This is a genomic window from Saccharopolyspora sp. NPDC000359 (assembly GCF_040300525.1).
Lineage (GTDB): Bacteria > Actinomycetota > Actinomycetes > Mycobacteriales > Pseudonocardiaceae > Saccharopolyspora.
Map to the genome: position 1 here is coordinate 38,877 of NZ_JBEPDU010000044.1, position 24,761 is coordinate 63,637.

Sequence of the window (24,761 nt, forward strand, 5' to 3'; positions counted from 1 at the left end):
CGGGTCGGAGGGCACCTCGCGCGAGGTGCCCTCCGCTCACGCCCGGCGCCGCCCGGCGAACAGCAGCAGGACCGGGCCGACGAGGGTGATCGCACCGGCGACCACGAACACCCCGCCCCAGCCCCAGGACGAGTCGGCCAGGTAGCCGGTGACCAGCGGCGCGAAGATCGACGCCGAGGTGGCGAACATCTGCACCGCCCCCGACACCGCGCCGTAGCGGGCGGCGGGCACCGCCTCGCCCACGATGATCCAGTACTGCGCCCCCGTCAGGTACAGCAGGAACACCACCGCGGTCATCACCGCGACCGCGGCGACCGTGCTGGTCACCATGGACACCAGCGCGAACAGCACGGCGGTGGCGGCCAGGCAGGTGATCACCAGCCAGCGGCGCGGCGCCTCGGGGTCGCCGATCCGGCGCACCAGCCAGTCGGTGAGCGCGCCTCCGGCGATCAGCCCGACGCAGCCGCCGACCCACGGGATCGCCCCGGAGACCGCCAGCCCGTCCAGGTCGATGCCGCGCTCCTGCACCAGGTAGCTCGGGAACCAGGACACGAAGGTCCACAGGATCCAGGCGTAGCCGAAGTAGGCGATCGCGGTCGCCCACACCGCGGGCCTGGCCACGCAGCTCCAGAACCCGGGCGCGTCCTGCTGCGCCGCCTCGGTCGCCTCGGCCTGGTCCTGCCGGATGACCCGGACCTCGGCGTCGTTGACCCGCGGGTGCTGCTCCGGGGTGTCGCGCACGACCCAGAACCAGCCAACCGCGGCCAGCAACCCCAGCCCGCCGAAGATCAGGAACGGCAGCCGCCAGTTGCCCTGGGTGGCGTGCATGATGGCGACCACCACCGGGGTGGCGACCGCGCCGCCCAGCGGGGTGGCGGCGTTGGCGATGCCCAGCGCGGTGCCCAGCTCCCGCTTCGGGAACCAGTTGTGCATCAGCTTCGCGGTGACCGTCGCCTGCGGGCCCTCCCCGGCGCCGAACAGGAACCGGATCACCAGCAGGCTGACGAACCCGATCCCGGCGGCGGTCAGCGCGGTGAACGCCGACCAGGCCAGCACCGCCCAGCCCATCACGTTGCGCGGGCCGAACCGGTCGGCCAGCCAGCCGCCGATGAACCCGAACGGCGAGTAGGCCAGGGCGAAGATGCTGGCCAGCCAGCCGAACGCGGCGTTGGAGAAGCCGAACTCGGCGATGATCAGCGGCCCGGCGATGCCGAACGCGGCGCGGTCGGCGTAGTTCAGGCCCAGCACCGCGAAGTCGGCGGCGAGCACCCCGAACCGGCGCCGGGTGGCGGTGGCGGTCCGCGTGGTCGTCATGCCGGGACACCTCCGGTGCGCAGGGCCCGCTCGACGACGTCGACCGCGGTGTGGACCTGGTCGAGCGGGACGGATTCGTCGGCGGTGTGCGCGTCGGTGATCGAACCGGGCCCGAACACCACGGCGGGCACCCCGTCCAGGGCGATCTTGCTGGCGTCGGTGCCGTAGCCGACGCCGAGCGGGTCGGCGTCCAGCCCGGACGCCCGCAGGCTCGCGGTCACGCTCCGCACGAACGGGTCGGCCGGGTCGGTCTCCAGCGAGTAGTCGACGATGTGCGGCTCGTGCACCCGGACCGGCCAGCGCGCCTCCAGCTCGTCGCGCAGCTGCGCCCACACCTCGTGCGGGTCCTCGCCGCCGACGGTGCGCCGGTCGATGGTCACCACGCAGCTGTCCGGCAGCACGTTCGGCCCCTGCCCGCCCTCGACCATGGTCACCGCCAGCGACGGCGGGCCGACCAGCGGGCGGGCCAGCGCCGCCAGCCGCGGCGCGTGCTCCTGCTGGAGGTGGCACACCACCTCGGCGGCGACCTCGATGGCGTTGGTCCGGCCCCACGGCTGCGAGCTGTGCCCGGCGTCGCCGCGCGCCTCGATGCGGCAGCGCATGCAGCCCTTGTGCGCCACGACCACCCGCAGCTCCGTCGGTTCGCCGACGATCGCCCCGGCCGGGGTGGGCAGGTCGCTGCCGCGCAGCGCCGTCACCCCGCGGTACAGGTGCTCCTCGTCGACGACCCCGGCGAGCACCACGGTCCGGGGGCGCGGGCCGCGCTCGGCCAGGCGGGCCATCGCGGTCAGGAACACCGCCAGCGACGCCTTCGCGTCGCACGACCCGCGCCCGTGCAGCCGCCCGCCGCGGACCTCCGGTTCGAACGGGGCGACGGTCATGCCGTCGGTCTCCACGGTGTCCAGGTGGGATTCCAGCAGCAGCGGGCGCTCGTCGTCACCGGGCAACTCGACGAGGACGTTGCGGCGCCCGTCGAGCACCTCCTCGGTGCGGGCCGCCATGCCGTGCGCGGTCGCCCACTCGGCGATGTGCTCGGCCAGCGCGGTCTCGGCGGGTTCGGCGCGGTCGCGCGGGTTGATGCTGGGGATGCGAACCAAGTTCGCGATGAGTTCGACCGGATCGACCATGCGCCCACCTCTGCTCCGTTGCTGAGATCAGCGCGGAAGCTATGCCACCGGTCGAACGGCGGTCAACATCTCCCGGCGGCGCAAGGGTTTTCGATATCAACCGTCCACATTGCATTGCGCGTGGCGCAATCCGGGGCGGGTGTCGTTGCGCGGGATGCCACGGGAGTCGGTCGGGCGCGGAGCGTGCTCGGGGAGGTCGCCGCGCCGTCGCGGGCGCGCGCAGCCGCGGGCGCGCGCGGCTGCGCGCGGAACGGTCAGTAGACCGGGCCGGTGTACTTCTCGCCGGGCCCCTGGCCGGGGGCGTCCGGGATGGCCGAGGCCTCGCGGAAGGCGCGCTGCAGCGTCTGCAGCCCGTCGCGGATCGGGCCCGCGTGCGCGCCGAGGTACTCCACCGACGCCGTCACCAGCCCGGCCAGGGCGGTGATCAGGCGGCGCGCCTCGTCCAGGTCGCGACCGGCGGCGGCGTCCGGGTCCTCGGCGGCCAGGCCGAGCTTCTCCGCGGCGGCGGACATCAGCATGACCGCCGCGCGGCTGATCACCTCGACGCTGGGAACATCGGCGAGGTCGCGGACGTTGTCCAAGTCGTCCGCGTCGTGTGCTGGCTCACCAGTCGGATCGGCACTGGTCAGGGGTGTTGGGTGCGGTTCGGTCACGCCTGCTACCCTGACACGCACGACCAGCCCCTGCGCAGGCGGGGGCGGCAAAGTGGAGTCCCGCTCCCACCCGAGTAGCCGCGACAGGCTTCCGGGTCCGGTCCTACCGGCGGTGCAGAGCTGTCGGTGGTGCGAACGGTACCTCGGGTACCGGTTCGATCGGTTGGAGTCAGGATCCCGCGGTCCGCACAGGCGGAGTGGCGGGATCCTCGCATTCCGGGGTGAGCTCTACGCGCCGCGGTGCAGAAGAACAGCCATCGAACCGAGGAGGGCCCATCAGCTCCGAGACGCGCATCAACGACCGCATCCGGGTTCCGGAGGTCCGACTTGTCGGGCCGAACGGGGAGCAGGTCGGGATCGTCCGCATCGAGGACGCGCTCCGGCTGGCCCAGGAAGCGGATCTGGACCTTGTCGAGGTCGCCCCGCAGGCGCGCCCGCCGGTCTGCAAGCTCATGGACTACGGCAAGTTCAAGTACGAGAGCGCGCAGAAGGCTCGCGAGTCGCGTCGCAACCAGCAGCAGACCGTCATCAAGGAGCAGAAGCTCCGGCCGAAGATCGACCCGCACGACTACGAGACGAAGAAGGGCCACGTGTCCCGCTTCCTCAACCAGGGTCACAAGGTCAAGGTGACGATCATGTTCCGCGGTCGTGAGCAATCGCGTCCCGAGCTGGGTTTCCGCCTGCTGCAGCGACTGGCCGATGACGTCTCCGACCTCGGGTTCATCGAAGCGAACCCGAAGCAGGACGGTCGGAACATGATCATGGTTCTTGCGCCGCACAAGACGAACAAGACCAAGTCCAAGGCGAACGCGTCGTAACGGCGCACGTCAGGGCTCGTGATTGTGACGCCGGGCCGGGACGCCAACCGCGCCCCAGCCCGGCATCAGTACGAAACGAGGACGAGAACATGCCGAAGAACAAGACCCACAAGGGCACCTCGAAGCGCTTCAGGGTGACCGGTTCGGGCAAGCTGCGGCGCGAGCAGGCCGGTCGCCGGCACATCCTGGAGAAGAAGTCCAGCCGCGTGACCCGCCGCCTCGAGGGCACCGAAGAGGTGGCCAAGGCCGACGTCAAGCGCATCAACAAGCTGCTGGGTCGCTGAGGACCGCACCGCCGCCCGCACCAGGGCAGCAGCAGGTCAGCAAGACATCCAGCCACCCGCACGGGCGGTCATCCCGCCCCCGATGAGATAACAGGACGGACCCCGTGGCACGCGTCAAGCGGGCAGTCAACGCCCAGAAGAAGCGCCGCACCATTCTCGAGTCGGCCCGCGGCTACCGCGGTCAGCGCTCCCGGCTGTACCGCAAGGCCAAGGAGCAGATGCTCCACTCGATGACCTACTCCTACCGCGACCGGCGCGCCCGCAAGGGTGACTTCCGGAAGCTGTGGATCACCCGCATCAACGCCGCGACCCGGCAGCACGGCCTGAGCTACAACAAGTTCGTGCAGGGCCTGAAGGCCGCCGAGGTCGAGGTCGACCGCAAGATCCTGGCCGAGCTCGCGGTCAACGACCCGGCGGCGTTCGAGGCGCTGGTCGAGGTCGCCCGCAAGAACCTGCCGGAGGGTGCGGCCTGATCGCCGACGGCACCTCTGCTGCACCGCGACCCGGGACGGCCCTCCTCACGGAGCGGTCGTCCCGGGTCGCGGTCGCTCGCAAGCTCACCCGCCGCGCCGGTCGGGAGAAGGCCGGGGCCTTCCTCGCCGAAGGCGCCCAGGCGGTGGGTGAGGCGTTGATCGCGCACGCCGCCGGGTCGCTGCGGGTGCGGGAGCTGTTCGCCACCGAGCACGCCCGCCACGAGGAGCAGCTGGACCGCGCCCGCGCCGCCGGGGTGCCGGTGCACCTGGTCACCGAGAAGGCCGCGGCGTCGCTGTCGGAGACGGTCACCCCGCAGGGCCTGGTGGCGGTGTGTGACCTGCCCGCAGTCGAGCTGGACGCCGCGCTCGCCGAGCGCCCAGCGCTGGTCGCGGTGCTGGTCGGGGTGGCCGACCCGGGCAACGCGGGCACCGTGGTGCGGGTCGCCGACGCGGCCGGTGCCGGGGCGGTGCTGTTCGCCGGGGACACCGTCGACGCCTACAACGGCAAGGCCGTGCGCGCCTCCACCGGCAGCCTCTTCCACCTCCCGGTGGCCCGCGACCGGGACGTGCGCGCGGTGCTGGCCGCCTGCCGCGCGGCTGGCCTGCGGCTGGTCGGCGCCGACGGCCACGCCACCGACGACCTCGACACCGCCGACCGCGCCGGGGAGCTGGACGGGCCCACCGCGTGGGTGTTCGGCAGCGAGGCCCACGGATTGCCCGATGAGGTGAAATCGCAGCTGGACACGACGCTGCGCGTCCCGCTGCACGGCCGGGCGGAGAGCCTCAACCTGGCCACCGCCGCAGCCGTCTGCCTCTACGCCTCGGCCCGCGCCCAGCACCGCCCCTGACGCGCGGAGGAGCGGATCTCCGCGAAATCCGGTTGGGGCCGTCGCATAGACTCTGGGGGCTAGCTTGCGGGTCGGAGTCCGCATGCCGACGAGCAGGTTCGTCAGCCCGGGAGGCTCGGGCGCTGATGCCTGTCGGATCAACGGGAGTCACACGCACACGATGTCTGGAGCCAACGACCAGTACGACCCGAAGGAGGTCGCCGCGCTGTCGCCGGAGACGCTGGACCGCGCGGTGGTCGAGGCCAGCAAGGCCTTCGCGGCGGCCGCCGACCTCGACGAACTGGCCGCCGCCAAGCCCGCGCACCTCGGGGACCGCTCACCGCTGCTGACCGCGCGCCGCGAGATCGGCGCCCTGCCGCCCAAGGCGCGGTCGGACGCGGGCAAGCGCGTCAACCAGGCCCGCGAGGCGATCCAGAGCGCGTTCGACGACCGCCGCGCCGTCCTCGAGGCCGAGCGCGACCAGCGGGTCCTGCGCGAGGAGACCGTCGACGTCACGCTGCCCTGGGACCGCGTCCCGGCCGGTGCGCGGCACCCGAACACCCAGCTCGCGGAGGAGATCGAGGACACCTTCCTGGCCATGGGCTGGGAGGTGGCCGAGGGCCACGAGATGGAAACCGAGTGGTTCAACTTCGACGCGCTGAACTTCGGCAAGGACCACCCGGCGCGCACCATGCAGGACACCTTCTACGTGGCCCCGGAGAACTCCGGCCTGGTGCTGCGCACGCACACCTCGCCGTCGCAGATCCGGGCGCTGCTGGGCCGCGAGCTGCCGGTGTACGTGGTGTGCCCCGGGCGCACCTTCCGCACCGACGAGCTCGACGCCACCCACACCCCGGTGTTCTCGCAGGTCGAGGGCCTGGCGGTGGACAAGGGCCTGACCATGGCGCACCTGAAGGGCACCCTGGACGCCTTCGCCCGGTCGATGTTCGGGCCGGAGTCCACGACCCGGCTGCGCCCGTCGTACTTCCCGTTCACCGAGCCGTCCGCCGAGATGGACATCTGGTTCCCGGAGAAGAAGGGCGGGGCCGGCTGGGTCGAGTGGGGCGGCTGCGGCATGGTCAACCCGAACGTGCTGCGCGCCTGCGGCGTGGACCCCGAGGTCTACACCGGCTTCGCCTTCGGCATGGGCCTGGAGCGCACCCTGATGTTCCGCAACGGCATCCCGGACATGCGCGACATGGTCGAGGGCGACGTCCGCTTCACCCAGCCGTTCGGCATCTGAAGGTCTGCCGATGGTCGATCTGAGTAGCGCGACACCCACCGACATGACCCACCTGAACGAGAGAAAGGCCTGACCAAGTGCGGATTCCGGTTTCCTGGTTGGCCGAGCACCTTGAGCTGCCCGAGGAGACGACCGCGGAGACGCTGGCCGAAGCGTTCGTCCGGATCGGGTTGGAGGTCGAGGAGGTCACCCACCTGACCCAGGTGCGGGGGCCGCTCGTGGTCGGCCGCGTCGCCGAGGTCGAGGAGCTCACCGAGTTCAAGAAGCCCATCCGGTACTGCCAGGTCGAGGTGGGCGCGGACGAGGCTGGCGAGCAGCGGGTGCAGGGCATCATCTGCGGTGCCCGCAACTTCCAGGAGGGCGACCTCGTGGTGGTCGCGCTGCCCGGCACGGTGCTGCCCGGCGACTTCGAGATCACCGCGCGCAAGACCTACGGCAAGCTCAGCGAGGGCATGATCTGCTCGACCGCCGAGCTGGGCATCGGCGAGGACGCCGACGGCATCCTGGTGCTGCCACCCGGTTCGGCCGACCCGGGTGACGACGCGGTCGAGCTGGTCGGGCTCAACGACTCGATCATCGAGCTGGCCATCACCCCGGACCGCGGCTACTGCTTCTCGGTGCGCGGCCTGGCCCGCGAGCTGTCCAACGCGCTGGACGTGCCGTTCGGCGACCCGGGCACCCGCCCGGTCCCGGAGGATGACCGGCCCTCGCGCGGGGTGCAGCTGAGCGACCCGACCGCGTGCTCCCGGTTCGTGCTGCGCCGCGTGACCGGGGTGGACCCGACCGCGCCGAGCCCGTGGTGGCTCCGCCGCCGCCTGGCGCTGGCCGGGATGCGCTCGATCTCGCTGGCCGTGGACGTCACCAACTACGTGATGCTCGAGCTCGGCCAGCCGCTGCACGCGTTCGACGCCACCAAGGTGACCGGTGACCTGGTGGTGCGCCGCGCCGAGGCGGGCGAGAAGCTGACCACGCTGGACGGCGTGAGCCGCGAGCTGGACCCGGACGACATCGTCATCTGCGACGAGACCGGTCCGGTGTCGCTGGCCGGAGTGATGGGCGGCGAGTCCACCGAGATCGGGCACAACACCCACGACGTGCTGCTGGAGGGCGCGAACTGGGACCCGGCGAGCATCGCCCGGGCCATCCGCCGCCACAAGCTGCCCAGCGAGGCGGGCAAGCGCTTCGAGCGGCAGGTGGACCCGGCGGTCGCGCCGGTGGCCGTGGAGCTGGCCGCGCAGCTGCTGGTCCGCTACGGCGACGGCACCATCGCGCCGGGCCGCACCGATGTGGGCGAGCCCAAGCCGCCCGCCCCGGTGACCATGCCGCTGGCGCTGCCGGACAAGATCGCCGGGGTGTCCTACGAGCGCGGGGTGACCGCACGCCGGCTGAGCCAGATCGGCTGCCGCATCGAGGTCAGCACCTCCGACGAGGGCGTTGGTCTGGTCACCGCGACGCCGCCGAGCTGGCGCCCTGACCTGACGCAGCCCTACGACCTGGTCGAGGAGGTGCTGCGGCTGGAGGGCTACCACACCATCCCGTCGGTGCTGCCCGCCGCGCCGCCCGGCCGCGGGTTGACCGGCGAGCAGCGCCGCCAGCGGGCGGTGTCCCGCGCGCTGGCCGGTGAGGGCTACGTCGAGGTGCTGCCGTTCCCGTTCGTCGGCACGGCGGTGCTCGACGCGTTCGGCTTGCCCGAGGACGACGAGCGGCGCCGCACGATGTCGGTGCTCAACGCGCTGGAGAGCGACCGGTCGCTGCTGACCACCACGCTGCTGACCGGCCTGGCCGAGGTCATGCAGCGCAACGTCTCCCGCGGCCAGCGCGACCTGGCGCTGTTCCACATCGGACAGGTCGTGCAGCCCGCCGCGGAGCAGCCGCCGGTGCCGGAGGTCGGTGTCGCGCAGCGCCCGACCGACGAGCAGATCGCCGCGCTGGAGGCGGCGCTGCCCGCGCAGCCGACGCACGTCGCGGTGATGCTGGGTGGCCAGCGGGAGCAGGCCGGCTGGTGGGGCAAGGGCCGCGCGGCGAGCTGGGCGGACGCCATCCAGGCCGCCCGCGTCGTCGCCGCCGCGGCTGGCGTGGAACTGGAGGTCAGCGCCGGTGAGCTGGCGCCGTGGCACCCGGGTCGCTGCGCGCAGCTGAAGGTCGGCGAGACCGTGGTGGGCCACGCGGGTGAGCTGCACCCGAAGGTTGTCGAGGCCCTCGGCCTGCCCAAGCGCACCTGCGCGATGGAGCTGGACCTGGACGCCCTGCCGCTGGTGGACCACCGCCCGGCCCCGCGGATCTCGCCGTACCCGCCGGTCCTGATGGACATCGCCCTGGTGGTGGACTCCGGGGTCGCGTCGGCGGACCTGGTCGACGCGGTCCGCCAGGGCGGCGGCGAGCTGCTGGAGGACGTCCGGCTGTTCGACGTCTACGCGGGCGAGCAGCTCGGCGAGGGCAAGAAGTCGCTGGCCCTGGCCCTGCGCTTCCGGGCCCCGGACCGCACCCTCAAGCAGGAGGAGGCCACCGAGGCCCGCGACGCGGCGGTCAAGTCCGCCGCGGACCGGCTCGGCGCCACCCTCCGCGCCTGACGATCGACCCAGCGGCCCCGTCTCCACACCGGGACGGGGCCGCTGGCTTTTCGCGGCGGACAATGGGCCCGCGCAGTCGGCGGCCGAGCTTCGGGGGAGCGGCGTGGTAAAGCTGGACCGGTTGATCAACGTGCTCGGCGGGTTCGGGGCCCGGTTGGTCAGCGCGCCGCGGAGCAGGTCCGCCGACCTGCGCTCGGTGGCGCTGCACGATCCGGACGACCCCGAGGCCACCGGTGACGTGCTGCTCGCCGTCGGCGTCGACACCGACGACGCGGGGCTGGTCGAGCGGACCTCCGCCGAGGTGGTGGTGTTCCGGGCCAGCTCGGTGGGGGAGCAGGTGGTCGCCGCTGCCCGGGGGCGCGGGTTGGCCGTCGTGCTGGTCGATCCCGCCGTGTCGTGGGGGCAGCTGGCCGGGGTCGTCTACGGGTTGGTGCTCGAGGGGCGGGAGACCGAAGCCGGGCGGGGGCCGACCGACCTGTTCGCGTTGGCCGACGCGCTCGCCGATTCGGTCGGCGGGCCCGTCACCATCGAGGACCACCGGTCCGGGGTGCTCGCCTACTCGCGGCGGCAGCTCACCGCCGACCGCGCGCGGCTGGCCACGATCCTGGGGCGGCAGGTCCCGGAGGAGATCCGCCGGACCCTCACCGAGCGGGGCGTGTTCCGGCACCTGGAGACCTCGGACGAGCCGATGTACGTGGCGCCGCTGGAACCGCAGGACTCGCACGGGCGCGTCGTGGTGGCGATCCGCGCGGGCCGGGAGCTGCTGGGCTCGATCTGGGTGGAGACCCAGCAGCCGCTCGCCGCGTCGCACGAGGCGGCGCTGGTCGGTGGTGCGCGCACCGCCGCGGTGCACCTGCTGCGCACGCGGGCCAGCGCGGACCTGGAGCGGCAGGTCGAATCCGACCTGGTCATCGGCCTGCTGGAGGGGCACGGGGATCCGTCGTCGGCGTTGAGTCGGCTCGGGCTGCGCAGCGAGCAGTTCCGGGTGGTGGCGGTTCAGGTGCACAGCGGCACCGCTCGGGACGAGACCGCGCTGCTGGCCTTCGAGCGGGCGACCATCGGTTTCGGCTGGTCCCGGCCGGGGCGCAGCGCGCTGTTCGCCAACACCGTCTACACCGTGCTGCCCCACGACGACGCCGGGCGCGCCCGCGAGTGGGTGCGCGCGCTGGTGCGGGACCTGCCGCCGGGGACCACGATCCTGGCCGGGGTCGGGGGAGCGGCCGGGCCGAACCAGCTGGTCGACAGCAGGCGGGAGGCCGACGAGAGCCTCGCGGTGCACTCGACCCGGACCGGCCAGGACGCCGTGGTCTACGACGAGGCGTGGCACGAGATCCTGCTGCGCCGCCTGCGGCACGCCGCGTCGACCGGTCGGCTGCCGGACCGCGGCCCGGTGGTGGACCTCCGGCGCCACGACCGCGAGCAGGGCACCCGGTACGTCGAGACGCTGCGGGCCTGGCTGGAGTGCCAGGGCGACCTCGGGGCGGCCGCGGCGCGGCTGGAGGTGCACCCGAACACCGTGCGGTACCGGATGCGCAAGATGGCCGAGCTGACCCCGCTGGACCTGGACGACCCGGACGCCCGGTTGGCGATGATCATCGCGCTCGCGGTCGGGTAGTGGGTTTCGACCAAACGAGGCGCCGACGATTGTTCGGATCGGACACTGGCTGCGCGTGGTCGCCGAGGCATCCTCCAGTCCAGGAGCATTGAGGAGGCAGCATGCGCGAGGACGGGATCGACGGGGTTCCGAAGCGAGCAGTGGTGGTCGGGGCCGGTGTGGTCGGGCTGTCCACCGCGTGGTTCCTGCAGGACCACGGCGTCGAGGTCACGGTGGTCGACAAGCAGGACGTGGCGGCGGGTTCGTCGTGGGGCAACGCCGGGTACCTCTCGCCCGCCTTCTCCATCCCGCTGCCGGAACCGGGTGTGCTGCGCTACGGGCTGCGCACGCTGTTCTCCCCCGATGCCCCGCTGCACGTGCCCGCCTCGCCCGACCCCGCGCTGTGGTCGTTCTTGACGCGCTTCGCCGCGCACTGCACCCCGTGGGCGTGGCGCAAGTCGATGCAGGCGTTCGTGCCGATGAACACCGAGTGCCTGGACGCGTTCGATGCGCTGCTGGCGGGCGGGGTCCCGGCCACCACCGAGCCCGCGCCGATCACCGCCGCGTTCGAGAAACCCGAGCAGGTGGCCGACCTGCGGCACGAGTTCGACCAGGTCCGCCGCAGCGGCCAGCGGGTCGACACAGCCGAGCTGGCCCCGGCCGACGCGGGGGTCCCGCAGCTGTCCGACCGGATCTCGGCGGTGCTGCGGGTCGAGGGCCAGCGTTTCGTCGACCCCGGCGAGTTCACCCGCGCCTTGGCGAAGTCCTTCGTGGAGCGCGGCGGCACGCTGCGCACCGGGTTCGCCGTGCGGCAGCTGGTGCGCACCAGCGGGCAGGTGATCGTCAAGTCCGAGCAGGACGAGCGGGTGTCGGCCGAGGTGGTCGTGCTGGCCACCGGCGCGTGGCTGAGCAAGCTCGCCAAGCCGCTGGGCGTGCGCACCCCGGTGCGCGCCGGCCGCGGCTACTCCTTCACCGTCCCGACCGACGAACCGGTCCCGGGCCCGATCTACCTCCCGGCCGCGCGGGTGGCGTGCACGCCGTACCAGGGCGGCCTGCGGGTGGCGGGCACCATGGAGTTCCGCCCGGTCGACGCCCCGCTGGACCGCGGCCGCGTCGAGGCGATCGTGCGCTCGGCCCGCCCGCTGCTGAAGGGGGTCCGCTGGGAGGAGCGCCGCGACGAGTGGGTGGGTGGCCGCCCGGTCACGCCCGACGGCCTGGCCCTCATCGGCGCGACCAAGCTGCCCGGCACCTACGTTGCGGGCGGGCACGGCATGTGGGGCCTGACGCTCGGCCCGCTCACCGGCCGTCTGCTCGCGGAGCAGATCACCACCGGCAAGCGCCCCGCGCTGCTGCGCCCGTTCGACCCGCTGCGATGAGCGAGCTGACCTCGGCGGAGCGCGCGGAACTCGACCGCCTCCGCCGCGAGAACCACCTGCTCCGCGTGGAGAAGGAGATGCTCCTCCGCATAGCCACCGAGTACGCCCTGGACCGGCGCGCGTCAACGAAGCCGCGCGCCACCTCCCGCTGAGGTGCCGGGGTGGCGCTCTCGCGCGAGAGCGCCACCAACCCGGTGCGGCTGGATCGTGATCTTCTCCGAAAACCGCAGCCGCGTGCGCGCTGGCACCACGACCCGGTGGTTGGTGCCGGGGAGCGAGGCACTTCGCCCAGCGCTTCGCCGAGTACGAAGCATCAGCGGGAGCGGAGGGTGAACTCCTCCGCTGTCATGCCCATCACCACGAGGTCCTGGGCGCCGCCGCAGAGGAACTCCGGGTCGCGGAGGCGGTTCTCCTCGCGGAAGCCGAGCTTGGCGTGCAGGGCCAGCGACGCCGTGTTGCTGCCGTAGATGCCGACCTCGCACTTGGTGAAGCGGCGGTGGCCGAACATGTAGCCGAGCAGCGTGCTGATCGCGTCGTCGGCGTAGCCGCAGCGGCGGTGCTGCGGGCCGATCCCGACGCCGTAGCTGAAGGTCCCGGGTTTCGGCTGGCTGGTCGACAGCGAACCGACGAGGATCCGGTCGTGCCGGGTCTCGATCGCCAGGTGCAGGTCCTCGCCCGGGTCGAGGTGGTCGGCGCGGTGCGCCGCCCAGTGCCGGTAGCCGTCGAACTGCGGCGGACCTTTCCGCGCGGACTCCCGGTCGAAGCCGATCAGCGTGCGCCGGTCCGCCGGGTCGATGCCGCGCAGCAGTACCCGCCGCCCCACCCAGCCCGCGGTCGGCCGCGAAGCTCGGTGGTCGACCGCGCTCGGCCGGGGCGGGATCATCGTCATCAGCCACGATGATCCCGCGCCGCCCCGCCGATCTCGCAAGGGGGTGGGGGTGATCCACCGCACTCCGCGCGGAGGTCGTGGCGGTGTGAACGCTTCCCGAACTCGGCTCGGCGTAGGTGATGCACATCGGCTGTTGGCCGCGTACCTCGGGCTCGTCGCCCTGGGCGGAACCACCAGCCACCTCAGGCACATCGGTGCGGTCGCCGACCTGCTGGTAGGGCGCGAGAAGCTCAGCTCCGCGGGCAGTGGCGGCCGTCCCGCGACCGCTGCCATGCTGAAGTTCTGCGCCCAGCACGACGTTACCGCCGACATCGAACTCCTCCCGTCCGCGCGCGTCAGCGAAGCCCTCGACCGCTTGGTGGAGCGCAGCGACGTCCGCTACCGCTTCATGCTGGACATGCCCGACCTGCCGCAGAACGGCTGACGGTCTCGGCACCCTCTCCGACCTGCCCGGCACGGGGTGTGACGCACAGCTGTTTGATTAATGTTGCATAGACGTGCATAATCATCCGCATGACGGTGAGAGCGGCTGTGGCCGGTGCCAGTGGTTACGCGGGTGGGGAGCTGCTCCGCCTGCTGCTGTCGCACCCCGAGGTGGAGATCGGTGCGTTGACCGCGGGCGGCAACGCCGGGAGCGAGCTCGGGCAGCACCACCCGAACCTGCTGCCGCTGGCCAACCGGGTGCTGGCCGAGACCACGGCGGCCGAGCTCGCCGGGCACGACGTCGTCTTCCTCGCCCTGCCGCACGGGCACTCCGCCGCGATCGCCGCCGAGCTCGGCGACGACACCGTGGTGATCGACTGCGGCGCCGACCACCGGCTCAACGACCCCGACGACTGGGCCCGCTGGTACGGCGGCGAGCACTCCGGCACCTGGCCCTACGGCGTCCCCGAGCTGCCCGGCGCGCGCGAGCGGCTGCGCGGCGCCAAGCGGGTGGCCGTTGCCGGGTGCTTCCCGACGGTGTCCTCGCTGGCGCTCGCGCCCGCGCTGGCCGCCGGGCTGGTCGAGCCCGAGGCGGTCGTCGTCGCGGTCACCGGCACCTCCGGCGCCGGGCGCGCGCTCAAGCCGCACCTGCTGTCCGCCGAGGTCATGGGATCGGCCAGCGTCTACGGCGTCGGCGGCGCGCACCGGCACACCCCGGAGTTCATCCAGAACCTCAGCGCCGCCGCCGGTGAGCCCGTCAAGGTCTCCTTCACGCCGGTCCTCGCGCCGATGGCGCGCGGCATCCTCGCGACCTGCAGCGCAGCGCTGCGCGAGGGCGTCGACGCCGCTGCGGCGCGCGAGGTCTACCTCAAGGCCTACGGCGACGAGCCATTCGTCCACGTGCTCCAGGAGGGGCAGTGGCCGCAGACCTCGGCCACGCTCGGCGCGAACACCGTCCACCTCCAGCTGGCGGTGGACCCCGACGCCGGTCGGCTGGTCGTCGTCGCTGCCGAGGACAACCTGACCAAGGGCACCGCGGGTGGTGCGGTGCAGTGCATGAACCTCGCGCTCGGCCTGCCCGAGACCACCGGGCTGCCGACGGTGGGAGTGGCCCCGTGACCGCCCTGAACCTGTGGCTGCACGACGAGCTGCTGGCCGTCGGCGTGGTGCCCGCGCACGCCAACCTGGCGCTGACCGGCGGCAACGCGCCGATCCACGGCAGCCTGACCACCAGCGCGGGCCGCACCATCGTCTTCCCGCACTCGCTGGCCGCCGAGGCCGGGCGCGACGTGCGGGTGGAGGGCCCGTTCCGGGCGCTGGAGGTGCAGGGGCCGCTGGACTTCGCGCTGACCGGCATCCTGGCCGCCCTGCTGGTGCCGCTGGCCGACGCCGGGATCAGCGTCTTCACCCTGTCCACGTTCGACACCGACTGGATCCTGGTCCCGGCCGACGCCGCCGAGAAGGCCGCGGACGTGCTCACCGCGGCCGGGCACACCGTGGAAGCGCGATGACCACCGAGGAGAAGCAGATGAGCGTGACCGGACCTGCCGGTTTCCGGGCGGCCGGGGTGGCCGCCGGGATCAAGGCCGGGGGCGAGCGCGACCTCGCGCTCGTCGTCAACGACGGGCCGCAGCAGGCCGCGGCCGGGGTCTTCACCACCAACAAGGTCAAGGCCGCGCCCGTCCTGTGGTCGCAGCAGGTGCTCAAGGAGCGCAAGCTGCGCGCGGTGGTGCTCAACTCCGGTGGCGCCAACGCCTGCACCGGTCCGGAGGGCTTCCAGGACACCCACGCCACCGCGGAGAAGGTCGCCGACGTGCTCGGCGTCGGTGCCGTCGAGGTGGCGGTCTGCTCGACCGGCCTGATCGGCGAGCGGCTGCCGATGGACGCGCTGCTGCCCGGCGTCGACTCCGCCGCCGGTGCGCTCGCCGCCGACGAGCAGGCCGGTCTCGACGCGGCCACCGCGGTGCTCACCACCGACAGCAAGCCCAAGCAGGCCTTCGCGCGGCACGACGCGGGTTGGTCGATCGGCGGCTTCGCCAAGGGCGCCGGGATGCTGGCGCCGAACCTGGCCACCATGCTCAGCGTCCTCACCACCGACGCGGTGATCAGCGGCGACGACCTGGACGAGGCGCTGCGCGCGGCCACCCGGGTCACCTTCGACCGGCTCGACGTCGACGGCGGCACCTCCACCAACGACACCGTGCTGGTGCTGGCCTCCGGCGCCTCCGGCGTCGAGGTGTCCAAGGAGGACTTCACCGCGCTGCTCACCACCGTGTGCACCGACCTGGTCCGCCAGCTGCAGGGCGACGCCGAGGGCGCCACCAAGGTCATCGACATCACCGTGCGCGGCGCGGCCAGCGAAGCCGACGCGGTCGCCATCGGCCGCACCATCGCCGAGGACAACCTGGTCGGGACCGCGATCTTCGGCTCCGACCCGAACTGGGGCCGGATCGCGATGGCGCTCGGCCGGGTGGACGCCGAGATCGACCCGGCCAAGCTGGAGATCGCCACCAACGGCGTCACCCTCTACGCCGGTGGCACCAAGGCCCGCGACCGCAGCGAGGCCGACCTGTCCGGCCGCGAGGTCGAGATCGTCGTGGACCTGCACCTCGGCGAGCACACCGCGACGATCCTGACCACCGACCTGTCCCACGCCTACGTCGAAGAGAACAGCGCCTACTCGTCATGACCCCAGAAACCACCGACCGGCTGGCCACCGCCGCGGAGAAGGCCAGCGTGCTCGTCGAGGCGCTCCCGTGGCTGCAGCGCTTCCACGGCGCCACCGTCGTGGTCAAGTACGGCGGCAACGCGATGGTCGACGACGAGCTCAAGCAGGCCTTCGCCACCGACATGGTGTTCCTGCGCCTGGCCGGGCTGCACCCGGTGGTGGTGCACGGCGGCGGTCCGCAGATCACCTCGATGCTCGACCGCCTCGGCATGCGGGGCGAGTTCCGCGGCGGCCTGCGGGTGACCTCCCCGGAAACCATGGACGTGGTGCGGATGGTGCTGGTCGGCCAGGTCGGGCGCGAGCTCGTCGGGCTGATCAACCAGCACGGCCCGCACGCCGTGGGCATGTCCGGCGAGGACGCCCGGCTGTTCACCGCCGAGCGCCGCACCGCCACCGTCGACGGCGAGGCGGTGGACGTCGGCCTGGTCGGCGACGTGGTCTCGGTCAACCCCGACGCGGTGCTGGACCTGATCAGGGCCGGGCGCATCCCGGTGGTGTCCACCGTCGCGCCCGACGCCGACGGCGTGGTGCACAACGTCAACGCCGACACCGCCGCCGGGGCGCTGGCCGTGGCTCTCGGCGCCGAGAAGCTGGTGGTGCTCACCGACGTCGAGGGCCTCTACACGAACTGGCCGGACCGCTCGTCGCTGGTGTCCCGGCTCGACGCCGACCAGCTCGAGGAACTGCTGCCGAACCTGGCCTCCGGCATGGTCCCCAAGATGGAGGCGTGCCTGCGCGCGGTGCGCGGCGGGGTCCCGCGGGCGCACGTCATCGACGGCCGCCTCGCGCACTCCGTGCTGCTGGAGGTCTTCACCCGCGCAGGCATCGGCACCATGGTCCTGCCCAAGCAGAACACCGAGGAGAGCTCATGACCGGCAACGCAGCGGGTGCGCAGCGCTGGCAGGCGTCCATGATGGACAACTACGGCACCCCGAAGCTGACGCTGGTCAGCGGCTCGGGCGCCGAGGTCACCGACGCCGACGGCACGACCTACCTGGACTTCCTCAGCGGGATCGCGGTCAACGCGCTCGGCCACGCCCACCCGGCCGTGGTGCGCGCGGTGTCCGAGCAGGTCGGCAAGCTCGGACACGTCTCCAACCTCTACGTGCACGAGCAGGGCCTGGCGCTCGCCGAGCGGCTGCTGGACCTGGCCGGGGCCACCGGGCAGGGCCGCGTGCTGTTCTGCAACTCCGGCGCCGAGGCCAACGAGGCCGCGTTCAAGATCGCGCGGCTCACCGGCCGGGCCAAGGTGGTGGCCACCCAGGGCGGCTTCCACGGCCGCACCATGGGCGCCCTCGCGCTCACCGGCCAGCCCGCCAAGCAGCAGCCCTTCGAACCGCTGCCGCCCGGCGTGGTGCACGTGCCCTACGGTGACGCATCCGCGCTGGAGTCCGAAGTGGACGACAACACCGCCGCGGTGTTCCTGGAACCGGTCCAGGGCGAGAACGGCGTGGTCCTGCCGCCCGAGGGCTACCTGCAGGCGGCCCGCGAGATCACCGCCCGCAACGGCGCGCTGCTGGTGCTCGACGAGGTGCAGACCGGCATCGGCCGCACCGGCTCCTGGTTCGCCTTCCAGCGCACCGGCGTCGTGCCGGACGTGATCACCCTGGCCAAGGGCCTCGGCGGCGGCCTGCCCATCGGCGCCTGCATCGGCATTGGTGCCGCGGGCGACCTGCTGCACCCCGGCCAGCACGGCACCACCTTCGGCGGCAACCCGGTGGTCTGCGCGGCCGCGCTCGCGGTGCTTGACACCATCGCCGCCGACGGGCTGCTCAAGCACGTCGAGCAGGTCGGCGAGGAGCTGGTCACCGGCCTGCAGAAGCTCGGCCACCCGCTGGTCGGCGAGGTGCGCGGCGCGGGCCTGCTGATCGGCATCGGCCTGACCGCGCCGGTCTCGGCGAAGATCGCCGCCGCCGGGCAGGACGCCGGGTTCCTGCTCAACCCCATCCAGCCCGACGCGATCCGGCTGGCCCCACCGCTGATCGTGCGGTCCGAGCAGGTGCAGCGGCTGCTCGCCGCCCTGCCCGCGCTGCTCGACGCTGCCAAGGAGAACGACTGATGCCCCGCCACTTCCTCCGCGACGACGACCTCAGCCCAGCGGAGCAGGCCGAGGTCCTCGACCTCGCCGACCAGTTCAAGGCCGACCCGCTCGGCTCCGACGCGCTCGCCGGGCCCAAGTCCGTCGCGGTGCTGTTCGAGAAGAACTCCACCCGCACCCGGCTGTCTTTCGAGGTCGGCATCGCCCAGCTCGGCGGCCACCCGGTCGTGGTGGACGGCCGGATGATGCAGCTCGGCCGCGAGGAGACCATCGAGGACACCTCCCGGGTGCTGTCCCGCTACGTCGACGCCGTGGTCTGGCGGACCTTCGCGCAGGCCCGCATCGACGCGATGGCCTCGGTCTCCAACGTCCCGGTGATCAACGCGCTGACCGACGAGTTCCATCCCTGCCAGGTGCTCGCCGACCTGCAGACCATCCGCGAGCGGCACGGCAAGCTCACCGGCCTGACCCTGACCTACCTCGGCGACGGCGCCAACAACATGGCGCACTCGCTGATGGTTGGCGGCGCCACCGCCGGGATGCACGTGCGCATCGGCGCCCCGGAGGGCTTCCGCCCGCTCGACTGGGTGCTGGCGGCGGCCAAGGCGCGCGCCGCCGAGACCGGTGGCTCCGTCGAGCTGGCCACCACCCCGCAGGCCGCGGTCGAGGGCGCCGACGTGCTGGTCACCGACGCCTGGACCTCGATGGGCCAGGAGAACGACGGCAAGGACCGGGTCAGCCCGTTCCGGCCGTTCCAGGTCAACGGCGAACTGCTGGCCGCCACCGGCAAGCCCGACACCAGCGTGCTGCACTGCCTGCCCGCGCACCGCGGCATGGAGATCACCGACGAGGTGATCGACGGCCCGGCCAGCGCGGTGTTCGACGAGGCCGAGAACCGGCTGCACGCGCAGAAGGCGCTGCTGGCGTGGTTGGTGCGACGACGATGACGAACAGGGTTGCGCGGCAGGCCCGCATAGTCGAACTGGTCTCGTCGAACGGCATCCGCAGCCAGACCGAGCTGGCCAAGCTGCTCGCCGACGACGGCATCGAGGTCACCCAGGCCACCCTGTCCCGGGACCTGGACGAGCTCGGCGCGGTCAAGCTGCGCGGCGCCGACGGCGGGGCGGCGGTCTACGTCATCCCCGAGGACGGCAGCCCGGTGCGCGGCGTGCAGGGCGGCACCTCCCGGCTGAGCCGCCTGCTCGGCGAGCTGCTGGTCAGCGCCGACGGCGCGGGCAACCTGACCGTCCTGCGCACCCCGCCGGGCGCGGCCCAGTTCCTGGCCAGCGCCATCGACCGGGCCTCGCTGCCGGAAGTGGTCGGCTCCATCGCCGGCGACGACACCGTGATGATCGTCGCCCGCGAACCCCTCACCGGCCACCAGCTGGGCGAGCGGTTCACCGCGATGGCGGCGGGCGCTCGACCCGCCACCGAGGACGAGCCGGAGAGCAGAACCTGAGTCCGCGGACCGGTGCGCGCCGATCCGCGCCACCACCGAGGAGCAGAGCAGATGAGTGAGCGCGTGGTGCTCGCCCACTCCGGGGATCCGGAGGCGACCGCGGCCGTCGAGCGGCTCGTGGCCGAGGCCCGGGCCGAGGTCGTGGCGATCACGGTCGACCTCGGCCAGGGCGGCGAGGACCTGGCGGCGGTCCGCCGACGCGCGCTCGACCTCGGCGCGGTCGACGCGGTCGTCACCGACGCCCGCGACGAGTTCGCCGAGCAGCACTGCCTGCCCGCGCTCCAGGCCCACGCCAGCGGCCTGGTCTCGGAGCTGGCCCGGCCGCTGATCGCCAAGCACCTCGTCGCGACCGCCGAGGAGTTCGGCGCGAACGCCGTCGTGGGCTTCGAGACCGACATCGCCGCGCTGGCCCCGCGCCTGGCGGTCGTCACCCCGGAACGCACCCGGCGGCCGGACGGCGGCAAGGCGCGCTGCCCGCTCCAGCAGAACGTCTGGGGCCGGGTCGCGGAACCGCGTGCCCCGCAAGGCGCCTGGCGCGCGCCGGACTGGCTCCTCGACCCCGAGGAGCTGACCATCACGTTCGACGCGGGCGTGCCGGTGGCCATCGACGGCGAGACCGTCACCGCGCTGCAAGCGGTCCAGGAGCTCAACCGGCGCGCCGGTGCCCACGGGGTGGGGCGCCTGGGCAGCCACCACGCGCCCGGCGCGACCACGCTGATCACCGCGCATCGGGCGTTGGAAGAGGTGACCCTGGACCCGGAGCTGGCCCGGTTCAAGCGGACCGTCGGGCACCGCTGGGGCGAACTCGTCCGCGACGGCCGGTGGTACTCGCCGCTGAAGGACGCCCTGGACGCCTTCGTCGCCGACTCCCAGCACCAGGTCTCCGGCGAGGTCCGGATCGCCCTGCACGCGGGTCGCGCGGAGGTCCGCGACCGCCGCGCCGAGGAGCCCTGGTGCGCCGCGAACGCCCCGACCTGGTACGACTCCTCCCAACAGCTCGGCCAGCCCTGCGGCTGAGCCACCACCCGCACCTACGAGCACACCGAAGGAACACCGTGACGCAGCAAGGCAGCGAGCCCACCAAGCTCTGGGGCGGCCGGTTCGCCTCCGGCCCGGCCGAAGCGATGGCCGCGCTGAGCCTGTCGACCCACTTCGACTGGCGCCTGGCGCCCTACGACATCGCCGGATCCCGCGCCCACGCCCGCGTGCTGCACCGCGCCGGGCTGCTCACCGCCGACGAGCTCGAGCGGATGCTGCAGGGCCTGGACGTGCTGGCCGCCGACGTCGAGTCCGGCGCGTTCCAGCCGGTGATCGACGACGAGGACGTGCACACCGCCCTCGAACGCGGCCTGCTGGAGCGGGTCGGTCCGGAGCTCGGCGGCAAGCTGCGCGCGGGCCGCTCCCGCAACGACCAGGTCGCCACCCTGTTCCGGATGTGGCTGCGGGACGCCAATCGCCGCGTCGCCGCAGGCGTCCTGGACGTCGTCGACGCGCTCGTCGCCCAGGCGACCAACCACCCCGACGCGGTCCTGCCGGGCCGCACCCACCTCCAGCACGCCCAGCCGGTGCTGCTGGCGCACCACCTCCTCGCGCACTGCCAGGCGCTGCTGCGCGACGTCGCGCGCATCCGCGACTGGGACGCCCGCACCGCGTACTCGCCCTACGGCTCCGGTGCGCTGGCGGGCTCGTCGCTCGGCCTCGACCCGCAGGCCGTTGCCGCCGAACTCGGCTTCGACGGCGCCGTGGACAACTCCATCGACGGCACCGCGTCCCGCGACTTCGCCGCCGAAGCGGCGTTCTGTCTGGCCATGCTCGGCGTGAACCTCTCCCGGATCGCCGAGGAGGTGATCATCTGGAACACCGCCGAGTTCGGCTACGTGACCCTCGACGACGCCTGGGCCACCGGCAGCTCGATCATGCCGCAGAAGAAGAACCCCGACGTCGCCGAACTCGCCCGCGGCAAGTCCGGGCGGCTCATCGGCAACCTCAGCGGCCTGCTGGCCACGCTCAAGGCGCAACCGCTGGCCTACAACCGAGACCTGCAGGAGGACAAGGAACCGGTCTTCGACTCCGCCGAGCAGCTGGACCTGCTGCTCCCGGCGATGGCGGGCATGCTCGGCACCCTGACCTTCCACACCGAGCGGCTCGCCGAACTGGCGCCCGCCGGGTTCACCCTGGCCACCGACATCGCCGAGTGGCTGGTCCGGCAGGGCGTGCCGTTCCGGGTCGCGCACGAGGCGTCGGGCGAGTGCGTGCGTACCGCCGAAGCCCGCGGCGTGGGCCTGGAGGACCTGACCGACGAGGAGCTGGCCGCGGCCAACCCGGCGCTGACCCCGCAGGTGCGCGAGGTGCTCACCGTCGAGGGCTCGATCGCCTCCCGCGACGCGCACGGCGGCACCGCCCCAGACCGCGTCGCCGAGCAGCGCGAACGGGTCGTGGCGGCGGTGCGCGAACATCGCGACTGGTTGTCTAAGTGATCACGGTTCAGACACGGCCGGTACTGTCTACCCCGTGAGTCAGGTGACACGAGACGAACTCGCCCACGACCCGCTCTGGGTGGCTCGACGGCTCCTTGGCTGTGAGCTGCGCTCGACGAGCCCCGAGGGCGAGGTCGGCGTGCGCTTGGTCGAGGTGGAGGCCTACCGCGGTGTGGACGACCCCGCGTCGCACTGCTACCGCGGTCGGACCGAGCGCAACGCGGTGATGTTCGGCCCGGCCGGGCACCTCTACGTGTACTTCGTCTACGGGATGCACTTCTGCATCAACGTGGTCTGCCTGACCGACGGCGTCCCCGGTGCGGTCCTGCTCCGCGCCGGGGAGATCACCACCGGGCTGGACCTGGCGCGCTCCCGCCGCCCGGCGGTCCGCAAGGACGTGCAGCTGGCCAGCGGCCCGGCCCGGCTGGCCGGGGTGCTCGGCATCACCCGCGAGCACAACGGCATCGACCTCACCGACCCGGGCTCACCCATCCGGCTGGTCAACGGCGCGCAGGTCGGCGAGGACGACATCCGCAGCGGCCCGCGCGTCGGCGTGGCCGCGGCGATGGACCTGCCCTGGCGGACCTGGGTTGACGGCTCGGCGGCCGTCAGCACCTACCGGCGTGGGACGCGCCGCACCAGGGGCCGGGCCCGGGCGTGAACCCGGTTGCGCGCATGAGCGAGACTGGCAGGCGTGAGTGAGAACATCCTCGACGAGCTGACCTGGCGCGGCCTGATCGCGCAATCCACCGACCTCGACTCGCTGCGACGGGAACTCGACCAGGGGCCGCTCACCCTCTATGCCGGTTTCGACCCAACCGGACCCAGCCTGCACGCCGGCCACCTGATCCCGATCCTGACCCTGCGCCGCTTCCAGCAGGCCGGTCACCGGCCGGTCGTGCTGGCCGGGGGTGCCACCGGGCTGATCGGCGACCCGCGCGACGTCGGCGAGCGCAACCTGCACGACGAGGGCACCGTGCAGGAGTGGACCGAGAAGATCCGCACCCAGCTGTCGGCGTTCGTCGACTTCAACGACTCGCCGACCGGCGCGGTCATGGAGAACAACGCGCACTGGACCGCCGACCTGCCGGTCACGACGTTCCTGCGGGACATCGGCAAGCACTTCTCGGTGAACACGATGCTGGCCCGCGAGACCGTCAAGCGGCGGCTGGAGACCGACGGCATCTCCTACACCGAGTTCAGCTACATGCTGCTGCAGGCCAACGACTACGTGCAGCTCAACCGCAAGTACGGCACGCGGCTGCAGCTCGGCGGCTCGGACCAGTGGGGCAACATCATCGCCGGTGTCGACCTGGTCCGGAAGCAGGAAGGCGTCGTCGCGCACGCGCTGACCCTCCCGCTGGTCACCGACTCGGAGGGGCGCAAGTTCGGCAAGTCCACCGGCGGCGGGAACGTCTGGCTCGACCCGACGATGACCACGCCGTACGCCTGGTACCAGTACTTCGTGAACTCGGCCGACGCCGACGTGGCGAAGTACCTGCGGCTGTTCACCTTCCTCGGCCAGGAGGAGATCGCCGAGCTGGAGCGCACCACCGCGGAGAAGCCGCAGCTGCGCGCGGCGCAGAAGCGCCTCGCCGAGGAGCTGACCACGCTCGTCCACGGCGCGGACGCCACGCGCAAGGTGGTCGCCGCCAGCCAGGCGCTTTTCGGCCGCGGGGAGCTGGCCGAGCTGGACGAGGCGACGCTGGACGCGGCGATGGCCGCGGTGCCCAGCACCGAGGTCCGGCTCGCCGACAACCCGACCCTGGTCGACCTGCTGGTTGAGACCGGGTTGGCGAGCGGCAAGGGGGCGGCGCGGCGCACCATCAAGGAGGGCGGCGCGTACGTCAACAACACCAAGATCGCTGATGAGGAGTGGTCTCCAAGCAAGGAGGAGCTGCTCCACGGCCGCTGGCTGGTCATGCGCCGTGGTAAGCGCCACACTGCGGGCGTTCGCGTCGTGCACTAGCCTGGATCCAGCACCGGAATGGGGCGCTGACCTGCGTTTTCGCTTCCTTCCGGTGCTGGAGACCGCCGATTTGACTTGGTGCGGGTCGGCGCGTAGATTACTTGGAGTCAGCGCGACGCGGGCCGGGAAAACCGGGCCGAGCCTGACGCGGGGTCGCGAACCAAGCTCCTACCTGCGGGTGGTAGAGTGGGCGCCTCGATCGGGAAACCGGAAATGCGAATCGCAGGCCATTGCGCCCGGCGAGCAGGTTCGGAATCCCACCCAGATCTTTGACTAAAATGCGCTTGACCGTGGTCGGGGCGAATAGCGAGCCGAGTTTTCGGCGGTGCGACGGCGGGGTACCCCCCCTGGAACACCGGAAAATGGGCCTGCTAGAGTTACCGACACAAGAAAGCGAACAGAGGAAATGCTCCCCGGAGCTTCGCGGCCCTGTGAGGGTTGTGGGTGATGGTGTGGGTGTGTTCTTTGAGAACTCAACAGCGGACTGTTTTGGTTAGTG

25 protein-coding genes are annotated in these 24,761 nt (G+C 72.5%); 21 read left to right on the plus strand and 4 right to left on the minus strand.

The window, feature by feature from the left end; all coding sequences use genetic code 11:
* Positions 1-36: 36 nt before the first annotated feature.
* From ABT324_RS25340 to ABT324_RS25350, 3 genes are all read right to left on the minus strand, one after another.
* Positions 37-1,314: an MFS transporter gene (locus ABT324_RS25340; protein WP_351182535.1), complete on the minus strand. Its 1,278-nt coding sequence runs from the start codon at positions 1,312-1,314 to the stop codon at positions 37-39.
* A complete protein-coding gene (locus tag ABT324_RS25345) occupies positions 1,311-2,441 on the minus strand; it encodes a M20 family metallopeptidase (protein WP_351182537.1) in 1,131 nt (376 codons plus the stop codon). Before ABT324_RS25345 ends, ABT324_RS25340 begins: the two co-directional genes overlap by 4 nt.
* 254 nt (positions 2,442-2,695) lie before the next feature.
* Positions 2,696-3,070, minus strand: a complete 375-nt coding sequence (locus tag ABT324_RS25350; RefSeq protein WP_351182577.1) for a DUF1844 domain-containing protein — start codon at positions 3,068-3,070, stop codon at positions 2,696-2,698.
* A gap of 245 nt (positions 3,071-3,315) precedes the next feature.
* Between ABT324_RS25350 and infC the strand changes: the two genes are divergently transcribed.
* From infC to ABT324_RS25395, 9 genes are all read left to right on the plus strand, one after another.
* Positions 3,316-3,912: a translation initiation factor IF-3 gene (gene infC / locus ABT324_RS25355; protein WP_351182539.1), complete on the plus strand. Its 597-nt coding sequence runs from the start codon at positions 3,316-3,318 to the stop codon at positions 3,910-3,912.
* 89 nt (positions 3,913-4,001) lie between these two features.
* The gene (rpmI, locus tag ABT324_RS25360; protein ID WP_150070635.1) at positions 4,002-4,196 is read left to right on the plus strand and encodes a 50S ribosomal protein L35; all 195 of its coding nucleotides are present in this window, start codon (positions 4,002-4,004) and stop codon (positions 4,194-4,196) included.
* Positions 4,197-4,300: 104 nt separating this feature from the next.
* Entirely contained in the window at positions 4,301-4,669 is a 369-nt protein-coding gene (gene rplT / locus ABT324_RS25365) for a 50S ribosomal protein L20 (protein WP_351182541.1), read from the plus strand.
* Positions 4,666-5,517, plus strand: coding sequence for a TrmH family RNA methyltransferase (locus ABT324_RS25370; RefSeq protein WP_502949792.1), 852 nt, complete (start codon positions 4,666-4,668; stop codon positions 5,515-5,517). Before rplT ends, ABT324_RS25370 begins: the two co-directional genes overlap by 4 nt.
* Positions 5,518-5,677: 160 nt before the next feature.
* Positions 5,678-6,739: a phenylalanine--tRNA ligase subunit alpha gene (pheS, locus tag ABT324_RS25375; RefSeq protein WP_351182543.1), complete on the plus strand. Its 1,062-nt coding sequence runs from the start codon at positions 5,678-5,680 to the stop codon at positions 6,737-6,739.
* Positions 6,740-6,816: 77 nt separating this feature from the next.
* Positions 6,817-9,309: a phenylalanine--tRNA ligase subunit beta gene (pheT, locus tag ABT324_RS25380; RefSeq protein ID WP_351182545.1), complete on the plus strand. Its 2,493-nt coding sequence runs from the start codon at positions 6,817-6,819 to the stop codon at positions 9,307-9,309.
* A gap of 103 nt (positions 9,310-9,412) precedes the next feature.
* Complete coding sequence (locus tag ABT324_RS25385) at positions 9,413-10,924, plus strand: PucR family transcriptional regulator (RefSeq protein WP_351182547.1); 1,512 nt, start codon at positions 9,413-9,415, stop codon at positions 10,922-10,924.
* Between the two features lie 101 nt (positions 10,925-11,025).
* A complete protein-coding gene (locus ABT324_RS25390; protein WP_351182549.1) occupies positions 11,026-12,279 on the plus strand; it encodes an NAD(P)/FAD-dependent oxidoreductase in 1,254 nt (417 codons plus the stop codon).
* Entirely contained in the window at positions 12,276-12,431 is a 156-nt protein-coding gene (locus ABT324_RS25395) for a hypothetical protein (RefSeq protein ID WP_351182551.1), read from the plus strand. The genes ABT324_RS25390 and ABT324_RS25395 overlap by 4 nt, the downstream gene beginning before the upstream one ends.
* A gap of 161 nt (positions 12,432-12,592) precedes the next feature.
* On the opposite strand, the gene ABT324_RS25400 is transcribed toward ABT324_RS25395, so the two are convergent.
* On the minus strand, positions 12,593-13,168 hold the full coding sequence (locus ABT324_RS25400) for a GNAT family N-acetyltransferase (protein WP_351182553.1): 576 nt from the start codon (positions 13,166-13,168) through the stop codon (positions 12,593-12,595).
* A gap of 133 nt (positions 13,169-13,301) precedes the next feature.
* On the opposite strand from ABT324_RS25400, the gene ABT324_RS25405 reads away from it, so the two are divergent.
* The 12 genes from ABT324_RS25405 (at position 13,302) to tyrS (ending at position 24,262) form a co-directional block, all read left to right on the plus strand.
* Entirely contained in the window at positions 13,302-13,592 is a 291-nt protein-coding gene (locus tag ABT324_RS25405) for an MDR/zinc-dependent alcohol dehydrogenase-like family protein (RefSeq protein ID WP_351182555.1), read from the plus strand.
* 89 nt (positions 13,593-13,681) lie between these two features.
* Complete coding sequence (gene argC, locus ABT324_RS25410) at positions 13,682-14,710, plus strand: N-acetyl-gamma-glutamyl-phosphate reductase (RefSeq protein ID WP_351182557.1); 1,029 nt, start codon at positions 13,682-13,684, stop codon at positions 14,708-14,710.
* The gene (locus tag ABT324_RS25415; protein WP_351182559.1) at positions 14,707-15,102 is read left to right on the plus strand and encodes an ACT domain-containing protein; all 396 of its coding nucleotides are present in this window, start codon (positions 14,707-14,709) and stop codon (positions 15,100-15,102) included. The genes argC and ABT324_RS25415 overlap by 4 nt, the downstream gene beginning before the upstream one ends.
* 17 nt (positions 15,103-15,119) lie before the next feature.
* Positions 15,120-16,280: a bifunctional glutamate N-acetyltransferase/amino-acid acetyltransferase ArgJ gene (gene argJ, locus ABT324_RS25420; protein ID WP_351182581.1), complete on the plus strand. Its 1,161-nt coding sequence runs from the start codon at positions 15,120-15,122 to the stop codon at positions 16,278-16,280.
* The gene (gene argB, locus ABT324_RS25425) at positions 16,277-17,191 is read left to right on the plus strand and encodes an acetylglutamate kinase (RefSeq protein WP_351182561.1); all 915 of its coding nucleotides are present in this window, start codon (positions 16,277-16,279) and stop codon (positions 17,189-17,191) included. Before argJ ends, argB begins: the two co-directional genes overlap by 4 nt.
* Positions 17,188-18,378: an acetylornithine transaminase gene (locus ABT324_RS25430; protein ID WP_351182563.1), complete on the plus strand. Its 1,191-nt coding sequence runs from the start codon at positions 17,188-17,190 to the stop codon at positions 18,376-18,378. The genes argB and ABT324_RS25430 overlap by 4 nt, the downstream gene beginning before the upstream one ends.
* Positions 18,378-19,304 (plus strand): ornithine carbamoyltransferase, encoded by a 927-nt coding sequence (argF, locus tag ABT324_RS25435; protein ID WP_351182565.1) that lies wholly within the window; start codon positions 18,378-18,380, stop codon positions 19,302-19,304. Before ABT324_RS25430 ends, argF begins: the two co-directional genes overlap by 1 nt.
* Positions 19,301-19,816, plus strand: coding sequence for an arginine repressor (locus ABT324_RS25440; protein WP_351182567.1), 516 nt, complete (start codon positions 19,301-19,303; stop codon positions 19,814-19,816). The genes argF and ABT324_RS25440 overlap by 4 nt, the downstream gene beginning before the upstream one ends.
* A 51-nt stretch (positions 19,817-19,867) precedes the next feature.
* Complete coding sequence (locus tag ABT324_RS25445; RefSeq protein ID WP_351182569.1) at positions 19,868-20,833, plus strand: argininosuccinate synthase domain-containing protein; 966 nt, start codon at positions 19,868-19,870, stop codon at positions 20,831-20,833.
* 38 nt (positions 20,834-20,871) lie between these two features.
* Positions 20,872-22,293: an argininosuccinate lyase gene (argH, locus tag ABT324_RS25450; RefSeq protein ID WP_351182571.1), complete on the plus strand. Its 1,422-nt coding sequence runs from the start codon at positions 20,872-20,874 to the stop codon at positions 22,291-22,293.
* A gap of 34 nt (positions 22,294-22,327) precedes the next feature.
* Positions 22,328-22,954 carry a DNA-3-methyladenine glycosylase gene (locus tag ABT324_RS25455; protein ID WP_351182573.1) on the plus strand — a complete coding sequence of 209 codons (627 nt, stop codon included), beginning with the start codon at positions 22,328-22,330 and terminating at the stop codon, positions 22,952-22,954.
* 33 nt (positions 22,955-22,987) lie between these two features.
* The gene (gene tyrS, locus ABT324_RS25460; protein ID WP_351182575.1) at positions 22,988-24,262 is read left to right on the plus strand and encodes a tyrosine--tRNA ligase; all 1,275 of its coding nucleotides are present in this window, start codon (positions 22,988-22,990) and stop codon (positions 24,260-24,262) included.
* Positions 24,263-24,761 lie beyond the last annotated feature (499 nt).

What these genes read in the sequence shown, in the direction of transcription:
- ABT324_RS25340 (WP_351182535.1), bottom strand. Translation starts at nt 1,314, where the DNA reads ATGACGACCACGCGGACCGCCACCGCCACCCGGCGCCGGTTCGGGGTG.
- ABT324_RS25345 (WP_351182537.1), bottom strand. Translation starts at nt 2,441, where the DNA reads ATGGTCGATCCGGTCGAACTCATCGCGAACTTGGTTCGCATCCCCAGC.
- rpmI (WP_150070635.1), top strand. Translation starts at nt 4,002, where the DNA reads ATGCCGAAGAACAAGACCCACAAGGGCACCTCGAAGCGCTTCAGGGTG.
- pheS (WP_351182543.1), top strand. Translation starts at nt 5,678, where the DNA reads ATGTCTGGAGCCAACGACCAGTACGACCCGAAGGAGGTCGCCGCGCTG.
- ABT324_RS25390 (WP_351182549.1), top strand. Translation starts at nt 11,026, where the DNA reads ATGCGCGAGGACGGGATCGACGGGGTTCCGAAGCGAGCAGTGGTGGTC.
- ABT324_RS25395 (WP_351182551.1), top strand. Translation starts at nt 12,276, where the DNA reads ATGAGCGAGCTGACCTCGGCGGAGCGCGCGGAACTCGACCGCCTCCGC.
- ABT324_RS25400 (WP_351182553.1), bottom strand. Translation starts at nt 13,168, where the DNA reads ATGACGATGATCCCGCCCCGGCCGAGCGCGGTCGACCACCGAGCTTCG.
- argC (WP_351182557.1), top strand. Translation starts at nt 13,682, where the DNA reads ATGACGGTGAGAGCGGCTGTGGCCGGTGCCAGTGGTTACGCGGGTGGG.
- argJ (WP_351182581.1), top strand. Translation starts at nt 15,120, where the DNA reads ATGAGCGTGACCGGACCTGCCGGTTTCCGGGCGGCCGGGGTGGCCGCC.
- argB (WP_351182561.1), top strand. Translation starts at nt 16,277, where the DNA reads ATGACCCCAGAAACCACCGACCGGCTGGCCACCGCCGCGGAGAAGGCC.
- ABT324_RS25430 (WP_351182563.1), top strand. Translation starts at nt 17,188, where the DNA reads ATGACCGGCAACGCAGCGGGTGCGCAGCGCTGGCAGGCGTCCATGATG.
- argF (WP_351182565.1), top strand. Translation starts at nt 18,378, where the DNA reads ATGCCCCGCCACTTCCTCCGCGACGACGACCTCAGCCCAGCGGAGCAG.
- ABT324_RS25440 (WP_351182567.1), top strand. Translation starts at nt 19,301, where the DNA reads ATGACGAACAGGGTTGCGCGGCAGGCCCGCATAGTCGAACTGGTCTCG.
- ABT324_RS25445 (WP_351182569.1), top strand. Translation starts at nt 19,868, where the DNA reads ATGAGTGAGCGCGTGGTGCTCGCCCACTCCGGGGATCCGGAGGCGACC.